This is a genomic window from Flavilitoribacter nigricans DSM 23189 = NBRC 102662 (genome assembly GCF_002646595.1).
GTDB lineage: Bacteria > Bacteroidota > Bacteroidia > Chitinophagales > Saprospiraceae > Flavilitoribacter > Flavilitoribacter nigricans.
Genome location: NZ_PDUD01000034.1, coordinates 131,395 through 152,760, shown reverse-complemented (window position 1 = coordinate 152,760; position 21,366 = coordinate 131,395). Strand labels below are relative to the sequence as shown.

Genomic DNA, 21,366 nt, shown 5'->3' with positions numbered 1-21,366 from the left:
ACCCCTCAAAACTTTAACACCTTAGCACTGAAAATTGGACCTACTGACCTACATCCTGTTTTTCGGTCTTGCGCTGACGCTCATCACCTGGCTGAGTCCCGCCCGCTGGCAGATCTGGGTGATCCTGGCCGGCACGGTCCTGTTTCTGGCACTGGAAGCGCCGGTCTCATTACTCATTCTGGGTTTGACTACCGGCAGCAGTTACTGGATCTTTCGGACTTCACTGTCTTTAACAACCGCCACCATACTGATACTAGTCCAGAACATTACCATCTTTGTACTCTACAAAATAGGGATTGGCGCTGCACTACTTTCTCCGGTCGACCGACTGATACCACTGGGCTTATCTTACTACTCCTTTCGGCAGATCCACTACGCTATCGAGCGGTATAAAGGCAAGGTAGGACCGCACAACTTCGGGGATTATGCCGCCTATATGTTTTTCCTGCCGACCATACTGATCGGGCCTATCAATCGCTTTCAACCCTTTTTGCGCAATATCTACCGCCGTCGCTGGGATGCCAATCTTTTTTCCGAAGGGCTGGAACGAATTTTGTACGGCTACGCCAAGATCGTGATCATCGGCAACTTTTTGCTTACCAACAAATTGACCGCCGTGGTGACCGCGCTGGAGGGAAAGAACGAATGGCTGGCTACCTATCTTCGGGTGCTCAATTACACATTGAATACCTATTTTCAGTTTGCTGGCTATTCCGACGTGGCGATCGGGCTGGCGCTGTTGCTGGGCTTTCGCGTTATGGAAAACTTTAATTATCCGTTTCTGGCCCCGAATATCAATGAATTTTGGAATCGCTGGCATATATCTTTGTCATCCTGGTGCCGGGATTACGTGTATACGCCCATGGCGAGCATTACCCGCAAGCCCATCATCGGGATCATTATGACGATGCTGGTCATTGGGTTGTGGCATGAGATCTCCCTCAAATACATCATCTGGGGTGTTTACCACGGTTTGGGCGTAGCGGTCTGGCATTTGTACAATCGATCCGAACTATCAAAGCGGCTGCAGAACAGCCTACCCGCATACGATTACTGGGCTATTCTGCTGACCTTCCACTTCGTTTTATTTAGTTTCGTGATCGTGAAGGAGGAGAACTGGCAGGCGATTGTGCAAACGTATCGATTGTTGTTGGGACTGGCTTAGGGATCTATTACACCGATGAAGGGCAGGGGCCGAGGACTAACTGTTGGAAATGCCCTTTTAACCAATGAGTATGTACGAATTTCTACAAAAATATCTAAGTCGAAAATGGAGTACGGTCCTGACCGGATTGTGGTACCTGATGCTGATCCTGCTGATCCTGTATATGAGCCTGACGCCCGAAGGTGAACTGCGTTACCTGAATTATTGAGCCTTATGTTTGGAAATATTTTCAGATCCGAAAAAAAGCAAATGTTGCCTCTGGGGGCCTGGGCCGTCGTGATTACCCTGGCCGTATTGGTTTTTGGTGGTCTGGGGGCAATGCGTCTGCCTGGGGATACTGCTTTCCTGGACTCTCACGAAATGCGGTATGCCAATTATAAAGTGCGGTTACATAATCTGATCCGTAACGAAGTAGTGCCGGAAGAAGCCTATCACGTAATTATTTTCGGGTCTTCATTGACCGCTCAGGGCGTATTGAGGGATTCCTTCTTTGAGCACTTTTTTCAGCAGCTCGGCAAACCCGTACACGTAAACCGGGTATTTTACGCAGGAGCCTCCTACAAAATGCTGGAAGATCCCGACCTGCTGGCGTACCTGGAAAATGCCCGGCCGGATCTGCTCTGCATCGAGGATCAGGTTCTTTTTTTTGAACCGCTGCCGGAACTGGATTGGCCGAATCCTTTACCGGTCCAATTCCAGAAACGCTACGTTCACAATCTCAATGTCCTGAAACACCGACTCCTTCCTTCGGCTTTTCCTAAGCCGGGACTTAAGCGACAAATAGATTCGACGATCACTTTTGATGTCCGCTATAAACAGGCCGATTCGGTGATCAGTCACCGGGATAGCATCCAATTCGAAATTCAGGAACGCAGCGTTCGCAAACGAAGATATACCCGGAAGTTTAACCGACTGGCCGAACAGCTGACCGATAGCGGCACGGATCTGGTGATCCTGAATTTGCCCCGCCCGGCGGCCATTGAGGGACAATATATGTCCGAGCGGGAACTGCGCCGCAGGGTATCCCTGCTGGAGGCTTACCGGCAGCGATTCGAAGTGGATTACTGGACCTTTGAACGGCCATTGCCATTTCGCTTTTACTGGGACATCAGTCACCTGAATAAATACGGACAGCAGATCTATTCGGAGTGGCTGGCGGAAAGGATCGAACAGCATTATAATGGAAGTGCGGCGGATTCCCGTCAGTAAAGTAACCCGAGAATTTACAGAAACTTAAAAAACAGTTTCCATCGGGGTTTTGCAATTTGCCTAGCTTCGCCGTTTATGAAATACCTACCACTTTTTATGGGCCTGCTCGCCTTTTGGTCGACGGCGGGCTATAGCCAGGAGACCGGCCGTACGATCATCGGCGACTGGACCTTCCATCCAAATTATACGCTCGCCCGGAACGCGGCAAACTATCCGGGGGAGAAAATAGAACCGCCGAAAGGCAGGTTCCAGCGATTTAAGACCCAGGGAGCACCTATTCTTTTTTACGAGCAGCATCCCACCGAGCGCATCACCAATTTTGTGGAAACGGAGACTTTGCCCACCGGACCTTTTTCCGTAGAAATGTGGCTTTTGAACCACGTCAATTTGCCGGTTGGCGCCCTGATCAGCGTACGGGGCAAATCCGAACCGGAAGAGGCTGCCTGGTTATTGGGTAATTACGGCGATGAGGTATTGTGGCACGTGCGGACCGACGGCGGAACCGCATCCCTGACCAAAAAGATCGGACGGGGCTGGAAAAAATACTGGGGCCATCTGGTCGGTACTTATGACGGCCGGAGCACAAAACTGTACCTGAACGGGGAACTGCTGGCGGAATCTGGTGAAGCGTCCGGTTCGCTCCAACTTCCCCCCAATCCGCAGATCGAAGTGGCCGGTTATTTCGGGGAAGAACGTTACATGAAAATCGCCAATCTGGTAAAAGCTTCCCGACTGTATAACTATGCCCTGGAACCCGGGGAGATCAATACCCGTTTTAAGGAATTGCAGCAACGGGTGGAGAGCGGACAACTTTTTCCGGAGACCTTTCACTTCAACGCCGGACCCTATCTGCACTACGCCACGCAGAACAGCATGAATATCCTCTGGGAAACGGATCGCATGGCCCGGGCTGAGATCACCTACGGAACCACTTTACCGTTGGAATATAAGCTCACTATTGACGAGTCGGCCTACATTCAGGAAATAACGCTGGAAGGATTATCTCCCGGGACGCCTTACTACTACGAGATCACCGCCATCGCCGCCGATGGAAGCCGTACGTCTTCCGGTACGCTTACCTTCTCGACGACCGTAGCGGATCGGTCCGCCTTCTCCTTTTGTATCATCGGTGATACCGAAAGCCGGCCGCACGTTAACCACCGCCTGGGGGAATTGATGTGGGAAGAACGCCCCAACTTCATCATGCACCTGGGCGATGTCACCGACGGCGGACAGGAAGATCACAAATTCGAGTGGAATTACGAATATTTTACCGGCATCACGCCGGTGGCGAGCCGGATCCCATTCTATCCGGTACCCGGCAACGGCGAGTCGGATCTCTATTGGTACAATCGCTACCATCGCCTGCCGGATCCGGAAGCCTATTATTCTTTTCGCTACGGAAATGCTGACTTTTTTATGCTGAACAGCAATGCCCGCGCGGAACTGCAAAAAGGGGGTAAACAGTACGAATGGCTAAAGTCTGGGCTGGCCCAATCCAAGGCGAAATGGAAGATCGTTGCCCACCACCATTGCCCGGTCTCTTCGGACGAAAATGATTTTGGGGATACCTGGCGGGGCGAGTCCTCGCGCCGATCGGATCCCCGCTTCGATGACCTGATCGATCTGTACGAATCGGTCGGAGTTGATGTGGTTTTCTACGGGCACGTGCACGCCTACGAACGGACCTGGCCGCTGAAGGACGGCCGGATCGACCAGCAGGATGGCGTCGTCTACATCAAAAGCGGTGGCGGTGGCGGCCATCTGGAAGATTTTACGCCCACACCTTCCTGGTTTTCCAACAAGGTGCAGCGCGGTAATCACTTTTGTAAAGTGGATATATTTGATGGGACTTTTTCCTTCCGTATGTACGATCTGGAGGGACGACTCCGGGATTTTATGGAACTGAAAAAATGATCCTTTATCGGGGAAATGCTATCTTAGGTCACTTAATTTGAACTGCGAAAACTATGTCCGATATCCGCAAATCCAATTTCTGGGTCAATCTGCTCAAAAAGATAGCCAAGATCATTTTGAAAAATATGGGCGTTCGTACGAGCGCCCGCACGCACCACCAGCACGTAGTGCCCTACGAGGACGGCTGGGCGGTACGGGGCGAAGGTAACGAGCGGGTAACCGCTACCTACAAATACCAGAGCGATGCCATCGATCGGGCCAAATCCATCGCCCGCAACTATAAATCGGACGTGATAATCCACCGGGAAGACGGAACGATCCGGGACCGGGTGAGTTATGATTAACCGAAGTCCGGTCATCGGCTGCAACGCATTGTGTCAGACACCCACTTTCTACCTTTATTATTCGGCAAAATCTTAGTGAAACAGGAAGAAGAGGTAGGTTATGACCATTGTCATATTGTATCGCCATCTGGGCCGGGATTAGTTCCCCCGCAGCGGGAAGCCTTTCTTTCTCCAATGATTCCCGCTGCGGATTGAACAACGATCCTACCGGAAAATGATCCGACCGAAGCGTTCCGGTCGGTGAAAACTACCTTCCGTTGGCGACCAGGCCATATATTCGATCGGGCTGGCGTCGTGATTGATCCGGTAGAAGTTGATCTTCCAACTGTTACCCGCCAACTGATCCGGATGGAAATCCTCGGCAATTTCCGCAAAGGGAATAGCCATTTCCACCGTCCAGAAATGGTCCGTATCCTTTCGGTTGTCGGTAGTACCGGACAGGGCCACGGCGGTTTTTATGCCTTTCAGATTGTACTTTAGCGTTTCTTCCACATCGATATTTTTCGGATCGACAATGTAGCTGTCGTACAGCACATTTTTGGGAGAGACTTCCAGCTCCAAATAGTTGTTCGGTTCGTCGTCGGTATCGATAAATACCTCGACGGCTTCTTCTTTCCAGAGGTGCTCATCTCTTTTGCTAAAACTGCTGTGAATATCCCGATCCGGACAGTGAAAAGCTACGTAAAGATGGGTGTCATCGTAGGCTACCTGTACGGTGGTAGCGTAGGCCGGATCATCAATGGCTTCTTTGTTGACGCTATTTCTCAGGTAGACCAGACCGGCCGTTTCGTAAACCGATTCGTTCAGATAACCGTCGATCCGCATGGGTTCCAGGGTTTTTTCGGCCCGGATACTCGGGGTATTTACGCCCAGCATCGGGAATAACTGCCGAATGGCCGCATCATCGGGCTGCCGCCCGTATTCACAGATCTCGAAAGCTTCCGCATTTTGTATTTCCGAAGCGAAGTCGGGCCCGTACCATTTCTCGAGGGCGGTCTTGATGGCCGGATTGATGGGGCGACGTCGGTTATTCGCCAGCCATTGTTTGCGTTTCGTTACATCCTCGGGTACCTGATCGAGGGCCTGTACGGTCCAGGGTAGCCATTCGTAAAACTGAGAGACGTGCGCATCCAGTCCGTCTACTTTCTTTTCAAATACCGGATCGATGTTCACTGCGATATCGGCCTCGAAGGGATTCGGCTTCTGAAAGCGATCCTGGCAGTAGAGGAAGACCGGATTTTTCTCCAGTGGGGGCGTATCCGACGCCACGTTCGGGACAATGACCATATAGGCGGCGTCCTGCACGACCAGTCCGGTATTTCGGTGATCGGGGTGGTAATCGTTTGGCCGGGGCAGGATGACTACATCGGCGTTCCAGCGACGGATCCGGCGGATCACCTGCAGGCGTACCTCGAGGGTAGGAGTGAGCTCTCCGTCGTGGTTATCCAGTACTTCGTATTCAGCAATGCCCAGGCGGCGGGCGGATTCTTTGGCTTCTGCACGGCGGCGTTTGGCCAGGGCACCGCCTCCCGTATCCTGGTGCCCGGCATCACCGTTGGTGAGGGAAAGGAATTTGACATTGTGCCCCATACTGGCCCATAGCGAAGCCGTACCGCCGGCACAAAGATCGGCGTCATCGGGGTGGGCGCCAATGACGATCACCTGCAGGGGAACTTCCTGAGCGGAAAGTGCCGATAAGTTGCACAGCAGGAAAATGGGAAATATCGTTAGGAGCCGATAAAGGTGTTTAAGATGGTCTTTCATGATACTGGGTTTGTAGTGTTAGCTGGTCAGGAAGGGTAACGGTTAATCCTTCGCCCGCTCCTGACTTTCCATCCAATTTATGGATTTAATAGTTAATAAGTACGGAATGGGAGAATTCTGACGGAAATCCTCCTGCCGGTTCCCATCTTTCCCGCTCCGGAACCGGTTGACTGGATTTATTGAAGGATAAAGGTCCGGCCGCATTCCTGTGGAAGACCCTAAATAAAAACAGGCTTCCCGGCTTGCTTAAATTTTAAATGGTTACATTTACCAGTGACAGATTATTTTCAGTCTTAACTAGATACTTTGAAATTCCACAAACTATCCGTTTAATGCTGATCATAGCCATTATTTTTTCGCATTAATAAGCATTTATGGCGGACAGTTTCAACAAAAAGGAAAGAGAGAAGAAAAAGCGAAAGCGGCAGAAGGAAAAGCAGGAAAGAAAAGAACAACGCAAAAACGACGATACAAGTACACCCGAGTTCATGTATGTGGACGAATTCGGCAACCTTACCCCGACCCCTCCCGATCCTGCCAAAAGGAAAAAGATCAAAGCGGAAGACATAGATGTGAGTACCCCGAAACAGGAGAAATCAGACGCTTCCGATTTTGTCCGAAACGGTACGGTGAAATTCTTCAATGAGGAAAAAGGCTATGGCTTCATTATTGATCAGGAGACCAAAGACAGCTTTTTCGTTCATGTAGAAGGCCTGATCGATCGGATCAAGGATAATGATAAAGTCAGTTTTGAGGTCGGCAAAGGACCTAAAGGCCCAATTGCCATCGAAGTAAAACTGATTTGATTAAGGATCGTTTTAGGTGGGATCTGCCGGAACTGCAATGATCGGGGAAGGATAAACGGCAAATAGAAGTGTAAATATTTTTTCTGATCATCAATTCCCAGGCAAAATTATGCGTACGATTCGATCTCTACGGACCTTGGCCGTCCTGGCCATTATCTGCACACCTTTATACTCATTTTCACAAGCAATACCTTCGGAGTGGCTGGAAACGCTGGAATACCGTTTTGCCGGGCCGTTTCGCGGAGGTCGGGCTACAGCAGCTACCGGAGTGCCCGGACAGCCTTTCGTCTTTTACGCCGGCTATACCGGTGGTGGCGTCTGGAAAACCGATGATGCGGGAAATAGCTGGACCAATATCTCCGACAGCGGCATCGAATGCGGCAGCATCGGTTCGATCGCGGTGTCCCATCGCGCTCCCGAGACCATCCTGGTGGGCACCGGTTCGGATAGTCCGCGAGGCAATGTGAGTCCCGGCGTGGGCATGTACAAAACCATCGATGGCGGTGAAAACTGGAAAAAGGTCGGCATGGAAAAATGCGGACAGATCGGCGATATCGTTTATGATCCCCACGATCCGAACGTAGTGTACGCTGCCGCCCTGGGCAATATCTTTGGCCCCAACAAAGAACGCGGCGTTTACAAATCTACGGACGGCGGCGACAGCTGGGAGCAGGTCTTCTTCCTGAACGATACAACCGGCGCGGTGGACCTGGCCATCCATCCGGAGAATTCGGCGATCATCTACGCGGGAATGTGGCGGGCCGAACGCAAGCCATGGACACTGATCGACGGCGGCGAAACCGGCGGCCTTTACCGCTCCGTGGATGCCGGTAAGAACTGGGAACGCATTACCAACGGTCTGCCCGAAGGACTGATCGGAAAGATCGGTGTCGATATTTCACCGGTTAATCCCAAACGTATCTGGGTGATCCAACAGACTGCCGCGGAAGAAGCCGGCGGCGTATACCGCTCGGATGACGGCGGTGCGAGTTTTAAACGCATTAACCGCGACCATAAACTCCGCCAGCGCGGCTGGTATTATTCCCGGATCTTTGCCGACCCGCAGAACGAGAATACGGTCTACGTGACCAATACCGGCTTTTACAAATCGATCGACGGTGGCAAAACCTTTGATACCCGCTTCGGGGTTCCCCACGGAGACTGCCACGCCGTATGGATCAATCCCGACAATCCCGATATTTTCATCAATACCAATGACGGCGGTGCCACCATTACGCTCAACGGGGGCCGGACCTGGACGACACAAAATAACCAGCCTACGGCCGAATTCTACCGGCTGACGGTCGACAATCAATTCCCTTATCGCCTGTATGCGGGCCAGCAGGACAATACGACTATCTCGATCCCCAGCCGGGTTTCCGGTGGGCTCGACGCCAAACAGCACTGGTATGAAGTTGGTGGGGGAGAGAGCGCGGACGTTGCGGTCCATCCCACCGATCCGGATATTGTTTACGCCACCACTTACAGCGGCATCATTACCCGAATCAATCGCAAAACGGATGAGTACCGGGATGTGGGAGCCTATCCACACTACACGGAAGGTACCGAACAACGGAAACTTAAATACCGTTGGCAGTGGAATTTTCCGATCCGGGTATCCCGCCACGATCCGACGGTGATCTATCATACTTCCAACTATGTACATCGCTCTACCGACGAAGGTCAGAACTGGCAATTGATCAGTCCGGACCTGACCAATAAGCTGGATAAATACCACGGTATTCCGGGCGGGCCCATCCAGCACGATGCTACCGGTGTGGAAGTGTACAGTACCATTTTTAGTTTTGAAGAAGACCCCCACGATGCGCGTACGCTGTGGGTAGGTTCGGACGACGGACGGATCCAACTGACCCGCAATGGTGGTAAAGACTGGCAGGATATCACACCCAAAAATATGCCAGCCGAGGGTACGGTCAACGCCATTTGCCCTTCTGCCCACCAGGCTGGAAAGGCTTATGCGGTCGTGTACCGTTACCGGGATAATGATTTCAAACCCTATATTTTCAAAACTGAAAACTACGGTAAGAACTGGGAAAAGATCACCAACGGTATTCCCGATGGCCATTTTGTGCGGGCTATCGATGAAGATGAGGAAATGACGGGCCTGCTTTTTGCCGGCACGGAATTCGGGATCTATTACTCGATGGATGATGGCGCCAACTGGCAAACCTTACAGCGAAACCTGCCGTATACGCCCATCACCGACCTGGAAGTGCACCGCGGGGATCTGGTAATTTCGACGCAGGGCCGTGGCTTCTGGATCATGGATGACATTAGTCTGCTGCGGGAATTGAAGCGGGAGTCCAAGTCGGCATCCGTGCAATTATTCCCACTGGCCGATACGTACCGGACTAATCTGGGATGGAGCGAAGGTGGATATTCGCCTTATCGGGCCAATATCCGCTTTTATCTGGAAGAAGTGGATTCCAGTGAAAAGGTCGAACTCAGTATTTTGGATGCCCGGGGCGAAGAGATCCAAAGCTGGTGGACCGGAGCGGAGGAAAAAGAGGAGCAACTCGAGGTGGAAGCCGGTATCAATCAGGTGGAGTGGGACCAAAGTTATCCCCGTCCGGAACTGGTGCCCGATCTGATGATGATGGATATGCGCTATCCGGGTGAGGGGCCACAGGCGGCTCCGGGAAAATACACGGTACGCCTCCGGGTGGGAGAGAAAGAATTTACTCAGGACTTCAATATCCTTAAAGATCCGCGTTGGGAAGTATCCGACCGCGATCTGCTGGCAAATTTCAAACTGGCATTCGATGTAGCCGCCCTCCTAACGGAAAGCCAGCGGCGACTGCAGAACCTACGGGCCATCCGGGAACAGATCGGGCAGACGAATAAAAATCTGACTTCCCGCGACGAATTTCCGCAGCTCCGGGAGGCCGGGAAAAAACTAAGTGACCGGGCTTTGGAACTGGAAGATATGATCTACCAGCGACAGATCGAGACCAGTCAGGATGAGATCAATTATCCCCGGAAATTCACCAATCACCTGATTCGCCTGTACCGGGTGGTGATCAGTCAGAATGATCAGCCCTCTGCCGGTGAACTGGAGCGCTGGACCGATCTGCAACGGGAATACCAACCTTTTGACGAGGCCTACCAAAAACTGATCCGGGAGGAGCTTCCGGCTTACCAGGCGGCCATCGAAGAGGAGGACATTCCATATATCCTGCTACCGAAGAAATAGTGGGAATAAGCAGGTGCTAAACGGGAGCTTAATGGAAACGGGCAACGGACCAAAAAACTCCGGATGAATTGGAAGAACAGAATACGGAAATGGCTCAATGTGGATATACTGGAGCCCTGGAACTGGGCCGACGCTCCGGAGGTGGCCAACCTGCGTGAGGATCGGGTTCTCGACGAAACTATCGTTCTGAATGGGAACAACGAAGCGCACCTGCTGCTTGCGCCCGGAGTGCATTTACATCTGGCGGGCACCCTGCGGGGCAATGTTTTGGGCCAGTCGGAAAATACGATTAAAATAACGGGTGAATTTCATGGGGATCTGAAGTGTGAAAAGCTTATCCTCATAAAAGGTGCCGTGGTAAAGGGGCAGATCACCTATTACACCCTGGTCATTCAGGATGGAGTTTTTCTAGATGGCAATGTAAACACGGTTATCCCGGAAGATTTTGTGAATCGGCTGGATCCGGGGCGAAAGCGCTGAAGACCGACCATCCAAATTGTATTTCCGGTGGATCAGACCCGTTTCTCTATGGATTAACGTAAAAGATCTCCATGCGCAGACCTTCGGCGTCAAGTGGCGGAGGATGGGGCAAACTTTGACCGCAGTCCGGCGATCCTGTAGCGATTTTCGACGCTATGCCCAGTACCAGTGCATCGATGAGATCATCTGTCAGAGCGGTTTTCCGCAGGATACGGTTTTGTGCTTCCTTCAGTATCTCTTGCATACCGGGATGATGTTGCTCCAACAGGTTCAGCCGTTCCGATTGCCCTTCCTTGCTTTTTTTATTGAAAAACAATGGGGTGCCGCTGTTCAGAGCGGTAAAAACCACTTCCGGGTGGCTTTCGCGGATCCGTTGGCGAGCGGTTGGAGGCAGGTTGCGTAGCCATTGATCAACCTCCCGCATTTTAGGCATAATATTGATGGTCTGCCGGGAAAGCTTTTTGCCGGTCAGTTGATAATTGACCGCGGATGCTTCCAGTATCGGAGCGTACAAAGCCTGGCGACAGGGTGGGGTGAACACGCTGCTGTGCCTTCTCGGGCTCAACATCCGGCGCGCCAGACGGTCGCAGCTGCGCCCTTCCGGACCGCCATCGGAAACGCCGATCGGCATATCGATGAGCAGTAAGGTACAGGTCGGGCCGTACTGCTGCCAGAGCTGGTCCAGGTCCGGAAACACTTCCAACCTGATCTCACCGGATTGTTGTAAGGCGGCTACCCATCCACTTTTACACCCGTCAATACCGATCGTCATGTACTCCCGATTTCCTAACTTCCAAACAAATACCGTTCAATCGGCAACTCCCGCACCCGTTTTCCACAGGCTGCATACACTGCATTGGCGATAGCCGCTCCCGCGGGACCCTGTGCGGATTCACCGGCACCCAACGGTGGAAGGTCCGGCCGGTCGATGATCACAACTTCGGTTTCGGGAATGGCGTCGTAGCGAATAATGGGATATTCCGTCCAGTTTTTACTGAGGATCTCCTGCGTATCGAATTTGACTTCCTCTTTCAGCGTCCAGCTCGCGGACTGGATCATCCCGCCTTCCGTTTGATTTTTCAGTCCGTCCGTATTAATGGCTTCGCCGGCTTCCAGCACGGCCCACATTTTGAGGGGGCGGATCTTTTTCTGTTCCAGATCGACCCGAACTTTGGCGGCGACCGCACAGTAGGACGCACTGTTCTTATAGCGGGAAAATGCGATACCCAGTCCTTCACCGGCAGCAGCAGGTTCACTTTTGATCAGATCGCGCAGAGCCTCCAGGACGGCGACGGAACGCTCGTCATCGGAATGCTCGATCCGGAAATCCAGTGGATCTTTACCGGCTTTTTTGGCCAGCTCATCCATAAAGCTTTCAATGGCAAAGATGTTGGCGTAGGCGCCCAGACTGCGCAGGGCGGAAGTGCGTAGCGGACCGGCAACGTGGTGATCGCTGACATCGACTTTCGGAATGCGGTAGTAGGGCTCTGAGTTACGCGTGCCGCCACCTACCCGCCCGGATCCACCGAAGACGGCGGGTTCCGCCAGCAGGCGGGCACCGATCAGATTACCGGCGTTCCCACGTGGCCGGGTACTGTGACCATCGGACCACAGATCGTACCGCCAGGAATTGATCCTCCCGGAATTATCCAGGGACGCGGACAGCTCCATACGCATGGCCGAGCCGTAGGGTTCCCACTGGTGCTCATCGGACCGCTGCCACTGCAGGCGTACCGGCCGGCCGGGAAAAGCCACGGCGATCAGCGCGGCATCGCCGCCGACATCATCCGCCCCGTTGTGTCCATAGCAGCCGGAGCCGCGCACCCCGGTGACGCGAATGGACTCCTCCGGTATGCCGGTCATATCACTGACGGTAGCCCGGAGGTTATATACGCCCTGGGAATGACTCCAGATGTGTAGGCGCTCTTCATCGTAAACCGCAATGGCACAGGACGGTCCGATAGAGCCGTGCATGACATAAGGTTTGGAGTAGATTGCGTGGTGGGCATTACCGGAAGCAGGAGCCGGATGATTGGCTTTTTCGCCCTGCTCCAACATATAGTCTGCCCAGGAACGGACCTCAGGCAGGGCGGTGCCACTTTCCCACTGTGCACTCTTTTGCAGGGCATCGGCCGCTTTGACCGCCTGGTATTCTTCCTCGGCGATCACCGCCAGGAAAGAACCGTTCTCCACGATCTGCAAAACACCCGGCATCCGTTCGATAGCCTGGTCCCTGCTTTGCAAACGGGCATCGTACACCGGTGGTCTTACCAGTCGGGCGTGCACCATTTCCGGCAAACGCATATCCTGAATGTAGACGGCGTCTCCCCGTACGATCTTTTCCAGATCCGGATGGGGAACGGGACTACCCACCCACTGGTATTGATCTTTGGGTTTCAGGGAAACGTCCTGCGGGATCTCGGTATCTAACTGCTGACCGGCTAAGAGATCGGTGAAGGATAAGATGGTTCCGCTATTGTTTTTGACACCCTCCGGTGTCAGCTCCAGCGCATCCGCATCGGTTTCCCATTTTTTGGCGGCCAGCTGTTTCATGTACTCGCGGGCGGCGGCAGCGGCGCGGCGTACCGTCATGGCGCTACGCTCAACTGATCGGCTGCCGGCCGTGACGCCCTCATTCTGGGTGCGGCCGGTATCGGCGATAAGCACGTCGATCCGCTGGGGAGGGATATTCAGTTCTTCGCCGGCTACCTGTTGCATGACTACTTTGAGGCCCTGGCCCAATTCCATTTTTCCGGTCAGCACCCGCACCTGTCCGTTTTCGAGTACCTGCAGCCAGGCGTCGATCCGGGAGCCGTCCGGGAGCGGAGCCATCTGGGGATCGAGGCTGAAATCTGCCGCTTCACCCAGAGGTGTTGGTGTTGCCGCGTTGCTGCCCTGAGTACAACCGAGCAGGCTGAATCCAATGGACAGATAACCGCTTTTTAGAAGAAATTCACGACGTGCTATATTTTTCATGTTAGGGTATACTTTAAGTGAGCAATGGGATGAAAGAAAGGGAGATTGGCTACTGCATGGATTCCTGGGCCTGCTTTACGGCGCGGAGAACCCGGGACTGCGTGCCGCAGCGACAAAGATTAGTCTGCAGGGCCTGGCGGATCTCTTCTTCCCCGGCATCCTTGCTCCGTGTAAGGAGCGCTACACTGGCCATGATCATCCCGTTGGTGCAATAGCCGCATTGGGCGGCCTGCTCGTCGATAAAAGCCTGCTGGATAGGGTGCAGACTGCCGTCGATGGCGGCCAGGCCGTCTATCGTTACGATCTCTTTATCGGTCACGGCGCTGACGGGAAGCAAACAACTCATCACGGCCTGGTTATCCAGCAGTACCATACAGGCACCGCACTGGCCGTAGCCGCAACCGTATTTGGGTCCGTTTTTCTGTAATTGATTGCGCAGTACGTAGAGTAGTGGGGTTTCCGGATCAACGTCCAGTGTATACTGCTGACCGTTGACGGAAAGCTGGAGGGAGGTTTTGGAGGATTGCATGGTTTTTCGTTTTACTTCAATATAACGAAAAATCAGCAGAGGTGTTTAGGGAATATCGGAAGAGTTTTCCGGCTGACAGGAGTAGGAGAAAGAGCGGATGGCTGGGAGCCGGGCCATGCTAATCCGGTGGCTTCCAGCCGTTAGTATCGATTACTGTTCCAGGCCGGTCTGTTCCGGGCGCTTTTCGCGACGCGATTTACCGTTCTTATCCCTGCGGGTTCGGAAACGTTTGGAGAAATCGTCCAGTTTTTGCAGTTGATCGCTGGTGAGCAGGGGTTTGATCTCTTCGTGCATGGCGTCCACGAGCACTTTGCGTTCTGCCCGGTGTTCGCGCCACTGCTCACCCATTTGCTGGGCGTAGCGGCTGATGATCGGTTCGAGTTGTTCCCGTTGGTCAGCACTCGGCTCGAGGAACTGTAACAGGTGCCGTTGGAAACCGGGAGCTTGTCCGATCTCCCGTACCTTCTGCACCTGTTGGATGGTTACCTGGCGGTGGGTGAAAAAACCACCGACAAAACCAAGTGACAGTAAACCAATTATTGTTAAAAGGCCCTTTATGCTTTTCATGTTTTTAATATTCAGTCAAAGCAACAGCTTCTTCTATCGACAGATCTTGCAGCCCTACCAGTGCATCGGTAGATAAGCTACCTGCTTCAAAATACAAAAATAAACCCAAGGCCAGGATAACCGCCACACAGGCTGCCGCCACCCGGGGAAACAATTGTACGACCAGCGCTACTTCTTTTCGCCCTTTCTGGAGTCGTTCCAATACCTTTTGGGAAAATCCCGGATCCGCTGCGGGGATCGCCTGCTGCACCAGTTCCCGGGTATAGGTCAACTGTTCCTGTTCCCGGCGCAGCTCTTCGGATACCTCCAGGGCAGCGCGAAGTTGCTCCTGTTCCGCGGCGGACATGGGCTCGGTGATGGAGCGAAGTAGTAAGTTTTTAATGTTGTTTGGTTCCATACCAGTTAATTTTACGGTAGACCGGTGCCGGATCTTTTAACCCGGATTTGCTTTTTAAATACCATACGCCTGGGGCTTTTCTTACCAGGGCATGCCCCGGATCTCGGTGTCTACCTTCCATCAATTTATCCAGATTTCACATCGCTTTCCAGCGAACGATCACTTCTTTTAGTTTGTCCAACCCACGGGCCAGCCGGGAAGCGACGGTCCCCATGGGAATATCCAGAATCTCTGCGGTCTCTTTTACCGAATAACCATCCAGCAATCGCAAAATGATCACGGAGCGGTAATCAGCGTCAATGTATTGCAGCGCCTGTCGCACCAGTTGCTGATCGTCCATTCTCGCCGGATCGGCGTGTTCATCCGCCGGATCGGGGATCGTAGTGTCCGATCTTTGCCAGAATAAAAAACGTTTCTGTGCGCGCTGCCGCCGTTTCAGCTCGTTTAGAGACAGGTTGATGGCGATTCTACTAAGATAAGTAGTTAACTGCGCATCACCCCTAAAGTTGTCCAAAGAACGAAAGAAACGGATGAAAACTTCCTGTGCGACATCATCCGCCTCCGCTACCGGGCCCAGCATACCCAATACGGTAGCCCGTACCTGCTGCTCGTGCCTTTGCACAAGCAACTGGAAAGCTTGCCGGTCGTTTTGCTTAGCTTTCTCGACCAGCGCTGCATCGGTAATCGGTGGTGCTGTAATGATCTCGCGTTTTATTTTGTCCGAAGGTCCGGCAAAAGTACTTACCCGAAAAGATCTTTTCGGTTTCGCTTTATCCTTTTGACTGAAGAATATGCCTGGGTTTTGGTCTTTCGTTTATTTTTTGTGTAAGCATATTCGAAACCTTCTATTGCTTAGACAACCTAAGTTGCCGATTTTTTCCCGAAGCCCGCAATTTCTGTACGAAATGAGTGCTTACATGGAATTGGAGTGGCCCTGAATTTGCAAACCCATACGATAATCTGAAATGAAACCCCTGAGCCTATGTTGCGAAAATCTGTCAGAATAATAGTGCTGCTGGTCCTGCTGGCGCTGATTGGTAATCCTTATACGGTGATCTTCCTGCGGCAGAGTTGGTACGATATATTGCACCCAAATCCCACTGTCATCCAAAACAGCGAAATTGATCAGATCCTCAAGCGCTGGAAAATGGTCGCCTTTTCCGACTTACCGGCAGCATATATAAAAGCTACCGAGTCCGATCTGCCCAAATACCGGAAAATGCTGAGTTCGGCCAGGTATTACCAAATTCCCAATACTGACCTTTTCCAGAAGATCGCCGGTGATTTCCGGATCCGGGACTTTGTTTCCAGAGACTGGGTTTACTGGAAGGCGGTATACGGCCTGGAGGAGGAGGTATTTTGGCTGACGGATGTCCGGATGTTGAAAAAGCTAGTGGCATTACAGGAGATACTGCGGCAGACGGGGAACCGGCCGGATGCTTTCCGGATCCGGTATGCCCACCGGGATCCTCGTTTGAACCGAGAGGTGAACGGCGTTGGGAACAGTCGCCATATTCTCGGACAGGCGGTCGATCTGGTTATCGGTGATGTGGACGGAAACGGACGTTATACCGGTGCAGACAAGGCGATCGTGCTGAAGATACTGGAAGAAAAAGTTATTCGGGATGCGGGTGGAGTCGGCCGGTATCCCGGCTCCCGGACGGTCCATTTTGATACGCGGGGTTACCGGGCCAGATGGGACGCCCAATAAGCGGAGAGGTGGAGATCACAGGAATCCGCGCAGCCGGTGAAATTTTTCCAACCGGCCACATTCCAACCTTCCCACATTTCCACCTTTCCACTTTCAAACGTTTCCTCCTACATTTTATGAATACCGCCGGAAAACAGCGTGCGGGTATTTTTTTCTTTCGGCTGACCGCGGTAATTGATACTGCCGCCGGTATTCGCCGAAGCATCCAGCGCTTCGTGGGCCACTACCGTGATCTCCCCGCCGGTACTGGCCCGGGCGTGGGTCCGATTGGCCTCGAGGTCATAACCTTCGTAGCGTCCGCCGGTAGAGGCGCTGACATCAACGGTATCCGCTTTACCGGAAATTTCGATAACGCCGCCTTCACCGGCGCGGGCGTCCAGTGAATTGGTCTCCACTTCCAGATCGGCAAATCCTCCACTGCCGACCCGCACGACAAAACGATCGGATTCGATCAGGTCGCGGCCATACACCCGGGCACCGGCCGTGGCTCTTACGCCATGCAGTTCTTTATAGGTCAGGTAGACTTTTACCTGACGATCGTCGATCTTGGAAAGATTGAGTAATTGTATTTTCAGGGTTCTGCCCTTTACAAAAAGGTCCACTTTTTCAACGTCGATCCCCCAGGTGCGGATCTTCGCCTTTTCGGAATCTCCCTTTTCCAGAATGACCTCAATACCGCCCGTGACGGATACGGCTTCGAAAGGCGCCAGCCCTCTTTCTTCCTCCTGACCGTGCAGAGGTACGAAGTACAATAAAGAGGCGGCCATTAAAACGATGTAGAACAATGTGGTACGTAACATATCGAGTGAATTTTTGAAGATCCGACCGTCGGCCGGAATAGTCGCCAAAACGTTTAACTGGCGTATGATCACTCTTAAGATGCAGTAAGTAGCGGGGAACCCCTATTTGGGTATAGACAAGGTTAGAAAATTCGGTGGCCGATACCGGTTAGTCCTTGATGGAAGCTTCGATATCCGCGATCAGGGCCAGGGTTTGATCGTAGGTTTCCTGCATAGCGGCCGAATTATCCATTCCGGCGTAGAGGGCGATCTCACAGTTCTGTTTGATCTTCAGGAAACGTTCGATCCTGGCTTCTTCTACCTGCAGGGATTCCAGCCGCTGGCGCACCACTTCCCGGCTCAGCTCGCTTTGCGGAATGCGGAGTTTATCGCAGACATAACCGTCCATGGCGTGCTCAATGGCATCGTAGAAATCGCGACTGTTACCGGATTGCAGATGTCCTTTGGCTGTTTCCAGTCGTTTGAGGGCAACTTTACGGGCCCGCCGGTGGCGGATCACGGCCGGATCCAGTGCACTTCGCTGTACATTGGCCCGGCGCCAGAAAGCGGCCCCGCCGACCACGATGAAGGGAAGGATGGTAAGGATCCAAAAGCCGGAAGAACCCAGAAATGCTTCACCGGCCTGCGTTACGCTGGTCTCGTTTTTAATAAACCGAATGTCGGTGGGCGCTTCGGTTTCCACACCCGAAGTGATGGGCGTACTGGGGCGTTGACTACCCTGACTGATATCTACCCGAAAAGCCGGACTGAGAAATGTGACGTAGGCTGCACTATCGGGATCAAACCAACTGAATTCCGGACGGAGCTGAAAATTACCAGGTTCGGTCGGTACCAGCAGGTATTCGATCTCTTTTTCACCGGCCAGAATGCCCTGACTCTCGTAGGTGTTTTCCCGAAGCGTTTTGGGATCATAGACTTCGAATGCCTCCGGAAATTCCTGGACCGGGGGTTGGATACGTTTGGCATCTCCGTTCCCTTTGATCATCAGCTTGAGAGAGATCGCATCGTCGGTAGAGAAGGTATTGCGGTTGATCTGACTGCTGATCTCAAAATCGCCCACCGCGCCGGTGAAACTTTCCGGCGCATTATCGGGTAGCGGCTTCACAGAAATATTGATCGGTTCGGTCAGGGCCGGAATGCGGCGCAATTGCCGGTTAAAGAAAAAGCCGCCGCGTCGCTGCCCTTCCGCCAGGGCGCCCAACTGTACATTCAGCGGATCGATCGTCAACTGCCCGGCCCGCTGGGGGAAGAGCGCTATCCGCTTGATCACCTTGGTGACGTACTGGACGCCGTTGACCACTTCCCGCACCAGGCGGGAGTCGTAGCGACGGATATCCTGAGCGTAAAAACCCTGGTAATCCGATTCGTCCACGATATTGTAATTCTCGATCTGGATCGTGGTATATAATTTGTAGTCCAGTACGATCTGTTGTCCGACCCAGGCATCCGTGGCGGTAACCTCCGCGCGGATAAAAACTTCCTGATCACTGGTTCCGGGAGCCGCCGTGCCTTCTACTACTTCCACTGAAACGGGATCGGTCATCATCCGGTTATTCCCCACCAGGATGGTGGCCCGGCCGATGGTAAAACGACCGGTGCGCTGGGGTTGCAGGGTATACACAAAGCTCAGTTCCTGCGACATCTGCCCGTTGATGATGGTCGTACTGGACGAACGGGACGGACCGGATACTACGGTGAAATTGGCAAAATCAGGGGGCTGAAAGTTCGTCCCCTTCGCATTTTTGAGGGTAAAGGATACCTCGAGGTACCCGTTGGTCACAACCTGTTTGGCGTCCGTAGTAGCTACGAATGCAGCATTGTTCTGCGCCTGCAGCGTGCAGGAGAGCAAAAAAATGAAAACCAGTGTGTACCAATTTGCCATCATACTTTGTAGATCTTCCGCTTTTTCTTGCGTTTACCTTCTTTAGGTTGTTCGCCTTCCTGTAATTCCTCCGGGATCTGCATGCGCAATTCCGGCATCATCCGGAAAAATTCATCGAGATTGAAGGAGGGCATGCTGTCCTGGAAAAACTGGAAACCGTCCATATCGCCGCCGTTCGGCATCATATTCCGAAACATTTCATTGATCTGGTTCAGGTCGGGCATCCCGTCTCCCCAGCTGTCCATCCCTTCAAATCCGAATTGCTGCATATTAAAACCGGAATTGTTGTCCGGGCTTTGCCGGATATTCTCCGGATTGGGAACGACCATGACCTCGATCGGTTGGGTTTCCATGACTTTATCGCCAACAGCTACACTGGCCGGTAAAATATAAAAGTTGCCGAGGTCTTTCGGTTCGAGATAGTAGGCGTAAGAGATCGACTGGGTCACCTGCCCGTTGACGATGCTCATGCTGGAGGCCTGGTTGGGACCGCTCACTACGCGGAACTCAGAAAAGTCCGGCGCGGAAAACTCACCGCCCCTGGCGTTTTCGAGACTGAAAGTAACCTTGAAATAGTTTCCGAAAAGAATGGAATCGGTGCTCACCTCTACGGTAAATCGAGCGCCCTCCTGCGCCGCTAAGCCCGCTGTGATCCCGATCAAAAATAGGAGGCCGAGTAAAGTCCTTTTCATATTTATGGTTTTTGGTTTGCCGGATGCAAAATTAAATATATTGGGGGCTTACTTTCAAGTATTCTTTATGGATATCCGAACAAAAACTGTGCCGTCCGCTACCAGTCTTTGGCCGAATTACAGGCTTTGGACTGGGCCTGCCTCAGTTTTTCCATGGTCTTTTGTTCTTCATTGGCCATGATCTGGAGCAACCGCTCGGCTTCTTCCCGACTCAGGTTTTCCTGCTCCTCCCGCGCTTCCGCCGGGGATTGCTGGTCCTGTTGTTGCTGGTCCTGTTCCTGCTGATTTTGCTGTTGCTGCTGTTGTCCGGAAGATTGCTGATCCTGTTGTTGCTGTTGCTGATCCTGGTTCTCTTCGTTTTGTTCTTCCGATTCGCCTTCCTGTTGCTCCTGTTCCGGAGGCGGTGGCTGGATCAGTCGCTGGGCCTGCGCCAGGTTGATCTTGGTTTCCTGATCGTTGGGGTTCAATCGCAGGGAGTTTTTGTACGCTTCGGCACTTTTGGCATAGTCTCCCTGCTGGAAATAGGCATTTCCCAGATTGTGGAAAGCGTGGGCGCGCGCCTGGGGCTCCCGGGTGGTTTCCGCCGCCCGTTCGTAGTGTTTGACGGCCTCGTCGTAGCGGCCCTGCTTGTAGATGGTATTGCCGAGGTTATAGGTACCCTTGGCGCTTTCTTTAGCTTCCAGCGCTTTCCGGTAGGCCTCCTCTGCGGCACCAAGATCGTTTTCTTCGTAATTGCGGTCTCCCTGCCGCAGATAGCGGTGGTCCTTCTGGGCCAGGGCCAGTTCAGACAGGAATAGCAATAAAAAAAGTCCGATCCATTTCATATCTTTTGATTTTGCTGTTACTAAAGCATATCTAAGAGACTGTTTGAAAACTTCTGCTGCCGGAGAAAAACCCGGATTTTGGCGTCAAT

General features: G+C 52.8%; 20 protein-coding genes. 9 read left to right on the top strand and 11 right to left on the bottom strand.

The features are described 5' to 3' along the window. Positions 1 to 34: 34 nt before the first annotated feature. The 5 genes from CRP01_RS29045 to CRP01_RS29030 all read left to right on the top strand — a co-directional run bounded on the left by CRP01_RS29045 (position 35) and on the right by CRP01_RS29030 (position 4,635). Positions 35 to 1,165, top strand: a complete 1,131-nt coding sequence (locus tag CRP01_RS29045) for an MBOAT family O-acyltransferase (protein WP_099153572.1) — start codon at positions 35 to 37, stop codon at positions 1,163 to 1,165. 70 nt (positions 1,166 to 1,235) lie between these two features. After that, positions 1,236 to 1,373, top strand: a complete 138-nt coding sequence (locus tag CRP01_RS42500) for a hypothetical protein (RefSeq protein WP_170110587.1) — start codon at positions 1,236 to 1,238, stop codon at positions 1,371 to 1,373. 5 nt (positions 1,374 to 1,378) lie between these two features. Next, a complete protein-coding gene (locus CRP01_RS29040) occupies positions 1,379 to 2,374 on the top strand; it encodes a hypothetical protein (protein WP_099153571.1) in 996 nt (331 codons plus the stop codon). 75 nt (positions 2,375 to 2,449) lie between these two features. Beyond that, complete coding sequence (locus tag CRP01_RS29035) at positions 2,450 to 4,291, top strand: metallophosphoesterase (protein ID WP_099153570.1); 1,842 nt, start codon at positions 2,450 to 2,452, stop codon at positions 4,289 to 4,291. 53 nt (positions 4,292 to 4,344) lie between these two features. Next, positions 4,345 to 4,635, top strand: coding sequence for a DUF2188 domain-containing protein (locus tag CRP01_RS29030; protein ID WP_099153569.1), 291 nt, complete (start codon positions 4,345 to 4,347; stop codon positions 4,633 to 4,635). Between the two features lie 204 nt (positions 4,636 to 4,839). Here the strand turns inward: CRP01_RS29030 and CRP01_RS42495 are convergent, their stop codons facing one another. Continuing rightward, the gene (locus CRP01_RS42495) at positions 4,840 to 6,399 is read right to left on the bottom strand and encodes a carbohydrate-binding family 9-like protein (protein WP_170110586.1); all 1,560 of its coding nucleotides are present in this window, start codon (positions 6,397 to 6,399) and stop codon (positions 4,840 to 4,842) included. 374 nt (positions 6,400 to 6,773) lie between these two features. Between CRP01_RS42495 and CRP01_RS29020 the strand changes: the two genes are divergently transcribed. From CRP01_RS29020 to CRP01_RS29010, 3 genes are all read left to right on the top strand, one after another. Continuing rightward, on the top strand, positions 6,774 to 7,205 hold the full coding sequence (locus tag CRP01_RS29020; protein WP_099153568.1) for a cold-shock protein: 432 nt from the start codon (positions 6,774 to 6,776) through the stop codon (positions 7,203 to 7,205). Positions 7,206 to 7,314: 109 nt separating this feature from the next. Next, entirely contained in the window at positions 7,315 to 10,419 is a 3,105-nt protein-coding gene (locus CRP01_RS29015) for a WD40/YVTN/BNR-like repeat-containing protein (RefSeq protein WP_143473575.1), read from the top strand. 63 nt (positions 10,420 to 10,482) lie between these two features. Further along, the gene (locus tag CRP01_RS29010; protein ID WP_099153566.1) at positions 10,483 to 10,899 is read left to right on the top strand and encodes a polymer-forming cytoskeletal protein; all 417 of its coding nucleotides are present in this window, start codon (positions 10,483 to 10,485) and stop codon (positions 10,897 to 10,899) included. A 46-nt stretch (positions 10,900 to 10,945) separates the two neighbouring features. Here the strand turns inward: CRP01_RS29010 and CRP01_RS29005 are convergent, their stop codons facing one another. From CRP01_RS29005 to CRP01_RS28980, 6 genes are all read right to left on the bottom strand, one after another. Then, the gene (locus CRP01_RS29005) at positions 10,946 to 11,671 is read right to left on the bottom strand and encodes a DUF429 domain-containing protein (RefSeq protein WP_099153565.1); all 726 of its coding nucleotides are present in this window, start codon (positions 11,669 to 11,671) and stop codon (positions 10,946 to 10,948) included. Between the two features lie 14 nt (positions 11,672 to 11,685). Next, entirely contained in the window at positions 11,686 to 13,875 is a 2,190-nt protein-coding gene (locus tag CRP01_RS29000) for a xanthine dehydrogenase family protein molybdopterin-binding subunit (RefSeq protein WP_222845831.1), read from the bottom strand. A gap of 49 nt (positions 13,876 to 13,924) precedes the next feature. Further along, a complete protein-coding gene (locus tag CRP01_RS28995) occupies positions 13,925 to 14,404 on the bottom strand; it encodes a (2Fe-2S)-binding protein (RefSeq protein ID WP_099153564.1) in 480 nt (159 codons plus the stop codon). A 150-nt stretch (positions 14,405 to 14,554) separates the two neighbouring features. Further along, the gene (locus CRP01_RS28990; protein ID WP_099153563.1) at positions 14,555 to 14,971 is read right to left on the bottom strand and encodes a hypothetical protein; all 417 of its coding nucleotides are present in this window, start codon (positions 14,969 to 14,971) and stop codon (positions 14,555 to 14,557) included. 4 nt (positions 14,972 to 14,975) lie between these two features. Beyond that, positions 14,976 to 15,368, bottom strand: a complete 393-nt coding sequence (locus tag CRP01_RS28985) for a hypothetical protein (protein WP_099153562.1) — start codon at positions 15,366 to 15,368, stop codon at positions 14,976 to 14,978. Between the two features lie 136 nt (positions 15,369 to 15,504). Further along, on the bottom strand, positions 15,505 to 16,038 hold the full coding sequence (locus CRP01_RS28980; protein WP_262510342.1) for an RNA polymerase sigma factor: 534 nt from the start codon (positions 16,036 to 16,038) through the stop codon (positions 15,505 to 15,507). A 312-nt stretch (positions 16,039 to 16,350) separates the two neighbouring features. Here CRP01_RS28980 and CRP01_RS28975 point away from each other — a divergent pair, with 312 nt between their 5' ends. Continuing rightward, positions 16,351 to 17,079 carry a D-Ala-D-Ala carboxypeptidase family metallohydrolase gene (locus CRP01_RS28975; protein ID WP_099153560.1) on the top strand — a complete coding sequence of 243 codons (729 nt, stop codon included), beginning with the start codon at positions 16,351 to 16,353 and terminating at the stop codon, positions 17,077 to 17,079. Between the two features lie 107 nt (positions 17,080 to 17,186). Here CRP01_RS28975 and CRP01_RS28970 read toward each other — a convergent pair whose 3' ends face one another. The 4 genes from CRP01_RS28970 to CRP01_RS28955 all read right to left on the bottom strand — a co-directional run bounded on the left by CRP01_RS28970 (position 17,187) and on the right by CRP01_RS28955 (position 21,277). Further along, on the bottom strand, positions 17,187 to 17,879 hold the full coding sequence (locus CRP01_RS28970) for a head GIN domain-containing protein (RefSeq protein ID WP_143473574.1): 693 nt from the start codon (positions 17,877 to 17,879) through the stop codon (positions 17,187 to 17,189). Positions 17,880 to 18,027: 148 nt separating this feature from the next. Next, positions 18,028 to 19,764 (bottom strand): BatD family protein, encoded by a 1,737-nt coding sequence (locus CRP01_RS28965; protein ID WP_099153558.1) that lies wholly within the window; start codon positions 19,762 to 19,764, stop codon positions 18,028 to 18,030. Further along, positions 19,761 to 20,453 carry a BatD family protein gene (locus CRP01_RS28960; protein ID WP_099153557.1) on the bottom strand — a complete coding sequence of 231 codons (693 nt, stop codon included), beginning with the start codon at positions 20,451 to 20,453 and terminating at the stop codon, positions 19,761 to 19,763. Before CRP01_RS28960 ends, CRP01_RS28965 begins: the two co-directional genes overlap by 4 nt. Before the next feature lie 98 nt (positions 20,454 to 20,551). Further along, entirely contained in the window at positions 20,552 to 21,277 is a 726-nt protein-coding gene (locus tag CRP01_RS28955) for a tetratricopeptide repeat protein (protein ID WP_099153556.1), read from the bottom strand. Between the last annotated feature and the right edge of the window lie 89 nt (positions 21,278 to 21,366).

Bases quoted from the DNA above. Each gene is read 5' to 3' on its own strand.
- CRP01_RS28970 (WP_143473574.1), bottom strand. From the start codon at position 17,879: ATGTTACGTACCACATTGTTCTACATCGTTTTAATGGCCGCCTCTTTA.
- CRP01_RS29035 (WP_099153570.1), top strand. From the start codon at position 2,450: ATGAAATACCTACCACTTTTTATGGGCCTGCTCGCCTTTTGGTCGACG.
- CRP01_RS28965 (WP_099153558.1), bottom strand. From the start codon at position 19,764: ATGATGGCAAATTGGTACACACTGGTTTTCATTTTTTTGCTCTCCTGC.
- CRP01_RS29020 (WP_099153568.1), top strand. From the start codon at position 6,774: ATGGCGGACAGTTTCAACAAAAAGGAAAGAGAGAAGAAAAAGCGAAAG.
- CRP01_RS29015 (WP_143473575.1), top strand. From the start codon at position 7,315: ATGCGTACGATTCGATCTCTACGGACCTTGGCCGTCCTGGCCATTATC.
- CRP01_RS29040 (WP_099153571.1), top strand. From the start codon at position 1,379: ATGTTTGGAAATATTTTCAGATCCGAAAAAAAGCAAATGTTGCCTCTG.
- CRP01_RS29010 (WP_099153566.1), top strand. From the start codon at position 10,483: ATGAATTGGAAGAACAGAATACGGAAATGGCTCAATGTGGATATACTG.
- CRP01_RS29000 (WP_222845831.1), bottom strand. From the start codon at position 13,875: ATGAAAAATATAGCACGTCGTGAATTTCTTCTAAAAAGCGGTTATCTG.
- CRP01_RS29005 (WP_099153565.1), bottom strand. From the start codon at position 11,671: ATGACGATCGGTATTGACGGGTGTAAAAGTGGATGGGTAGCCGCCTTA.
- CRP01_RS28975 (WP_099153560.1), top strand. From the start codon at position 16,351: ATGTTGCGAAAATCTGTCAGAATAATAGTGCTGCTGGTCCTGCTGGCG.
- CRP01_RS28960 (WP_099153557.1), bottom strand. From the start codon at position 20,453: ATGAAAAGGACTTTACTCGGCCTCCTATTTTTGATCGGGATCACAGCG.
- CRP01_RS28995 (WP_099153564.1), bottom strand. From the start codon at position 14,404: ATGCAATCCTCCAAAACCTCCCTCCAGCTTTCCGTCAACGGTCAGCAG.
- CRP01_RS28985 (WP_099153562.1), bottom strand. From the start codon at position 15,368: ATGGAACCAAACAACATTAAAAACTTACTACTTCGCTCCATCACCGAG.
- CRP01_RS28990 (WP_099153563.1), bottom strand. From the start codon at position 14,971: ATGAAAAGCATAAAGGGCCTTTTAACAATAATTGGTTTACTGTCACTT.
- CRP01_RS29030 (WP_099153569.1), top strand. From the start codon at position 4,345: ATGTCCGATATCCGCAAATCCAATTTCTGGGTCAATCTGCTCAAAAAG.
- CRP01_RS42495 (WP_170110586.1), bottom strand. From the start codon at position 6,399: ATGAAAGACCATCTTAAACACCTTTATCGGCTCCTAACGATATTTCCC.
- CRP01_RS28955 (WP_099153556.1), bottom strand. From the start codon at position 21,277: ATGAAATGGATCGGACTTTTTTTATTGCTATTCCTGTCTGAACTGGCC.
- CRP01_RS42500 (WP_170110587.1), top strand. From the start codon at position 1,236: ATGTACGAATTTCTACAAAAATATCTAAGTCGAAAATGGAGTACGGTC.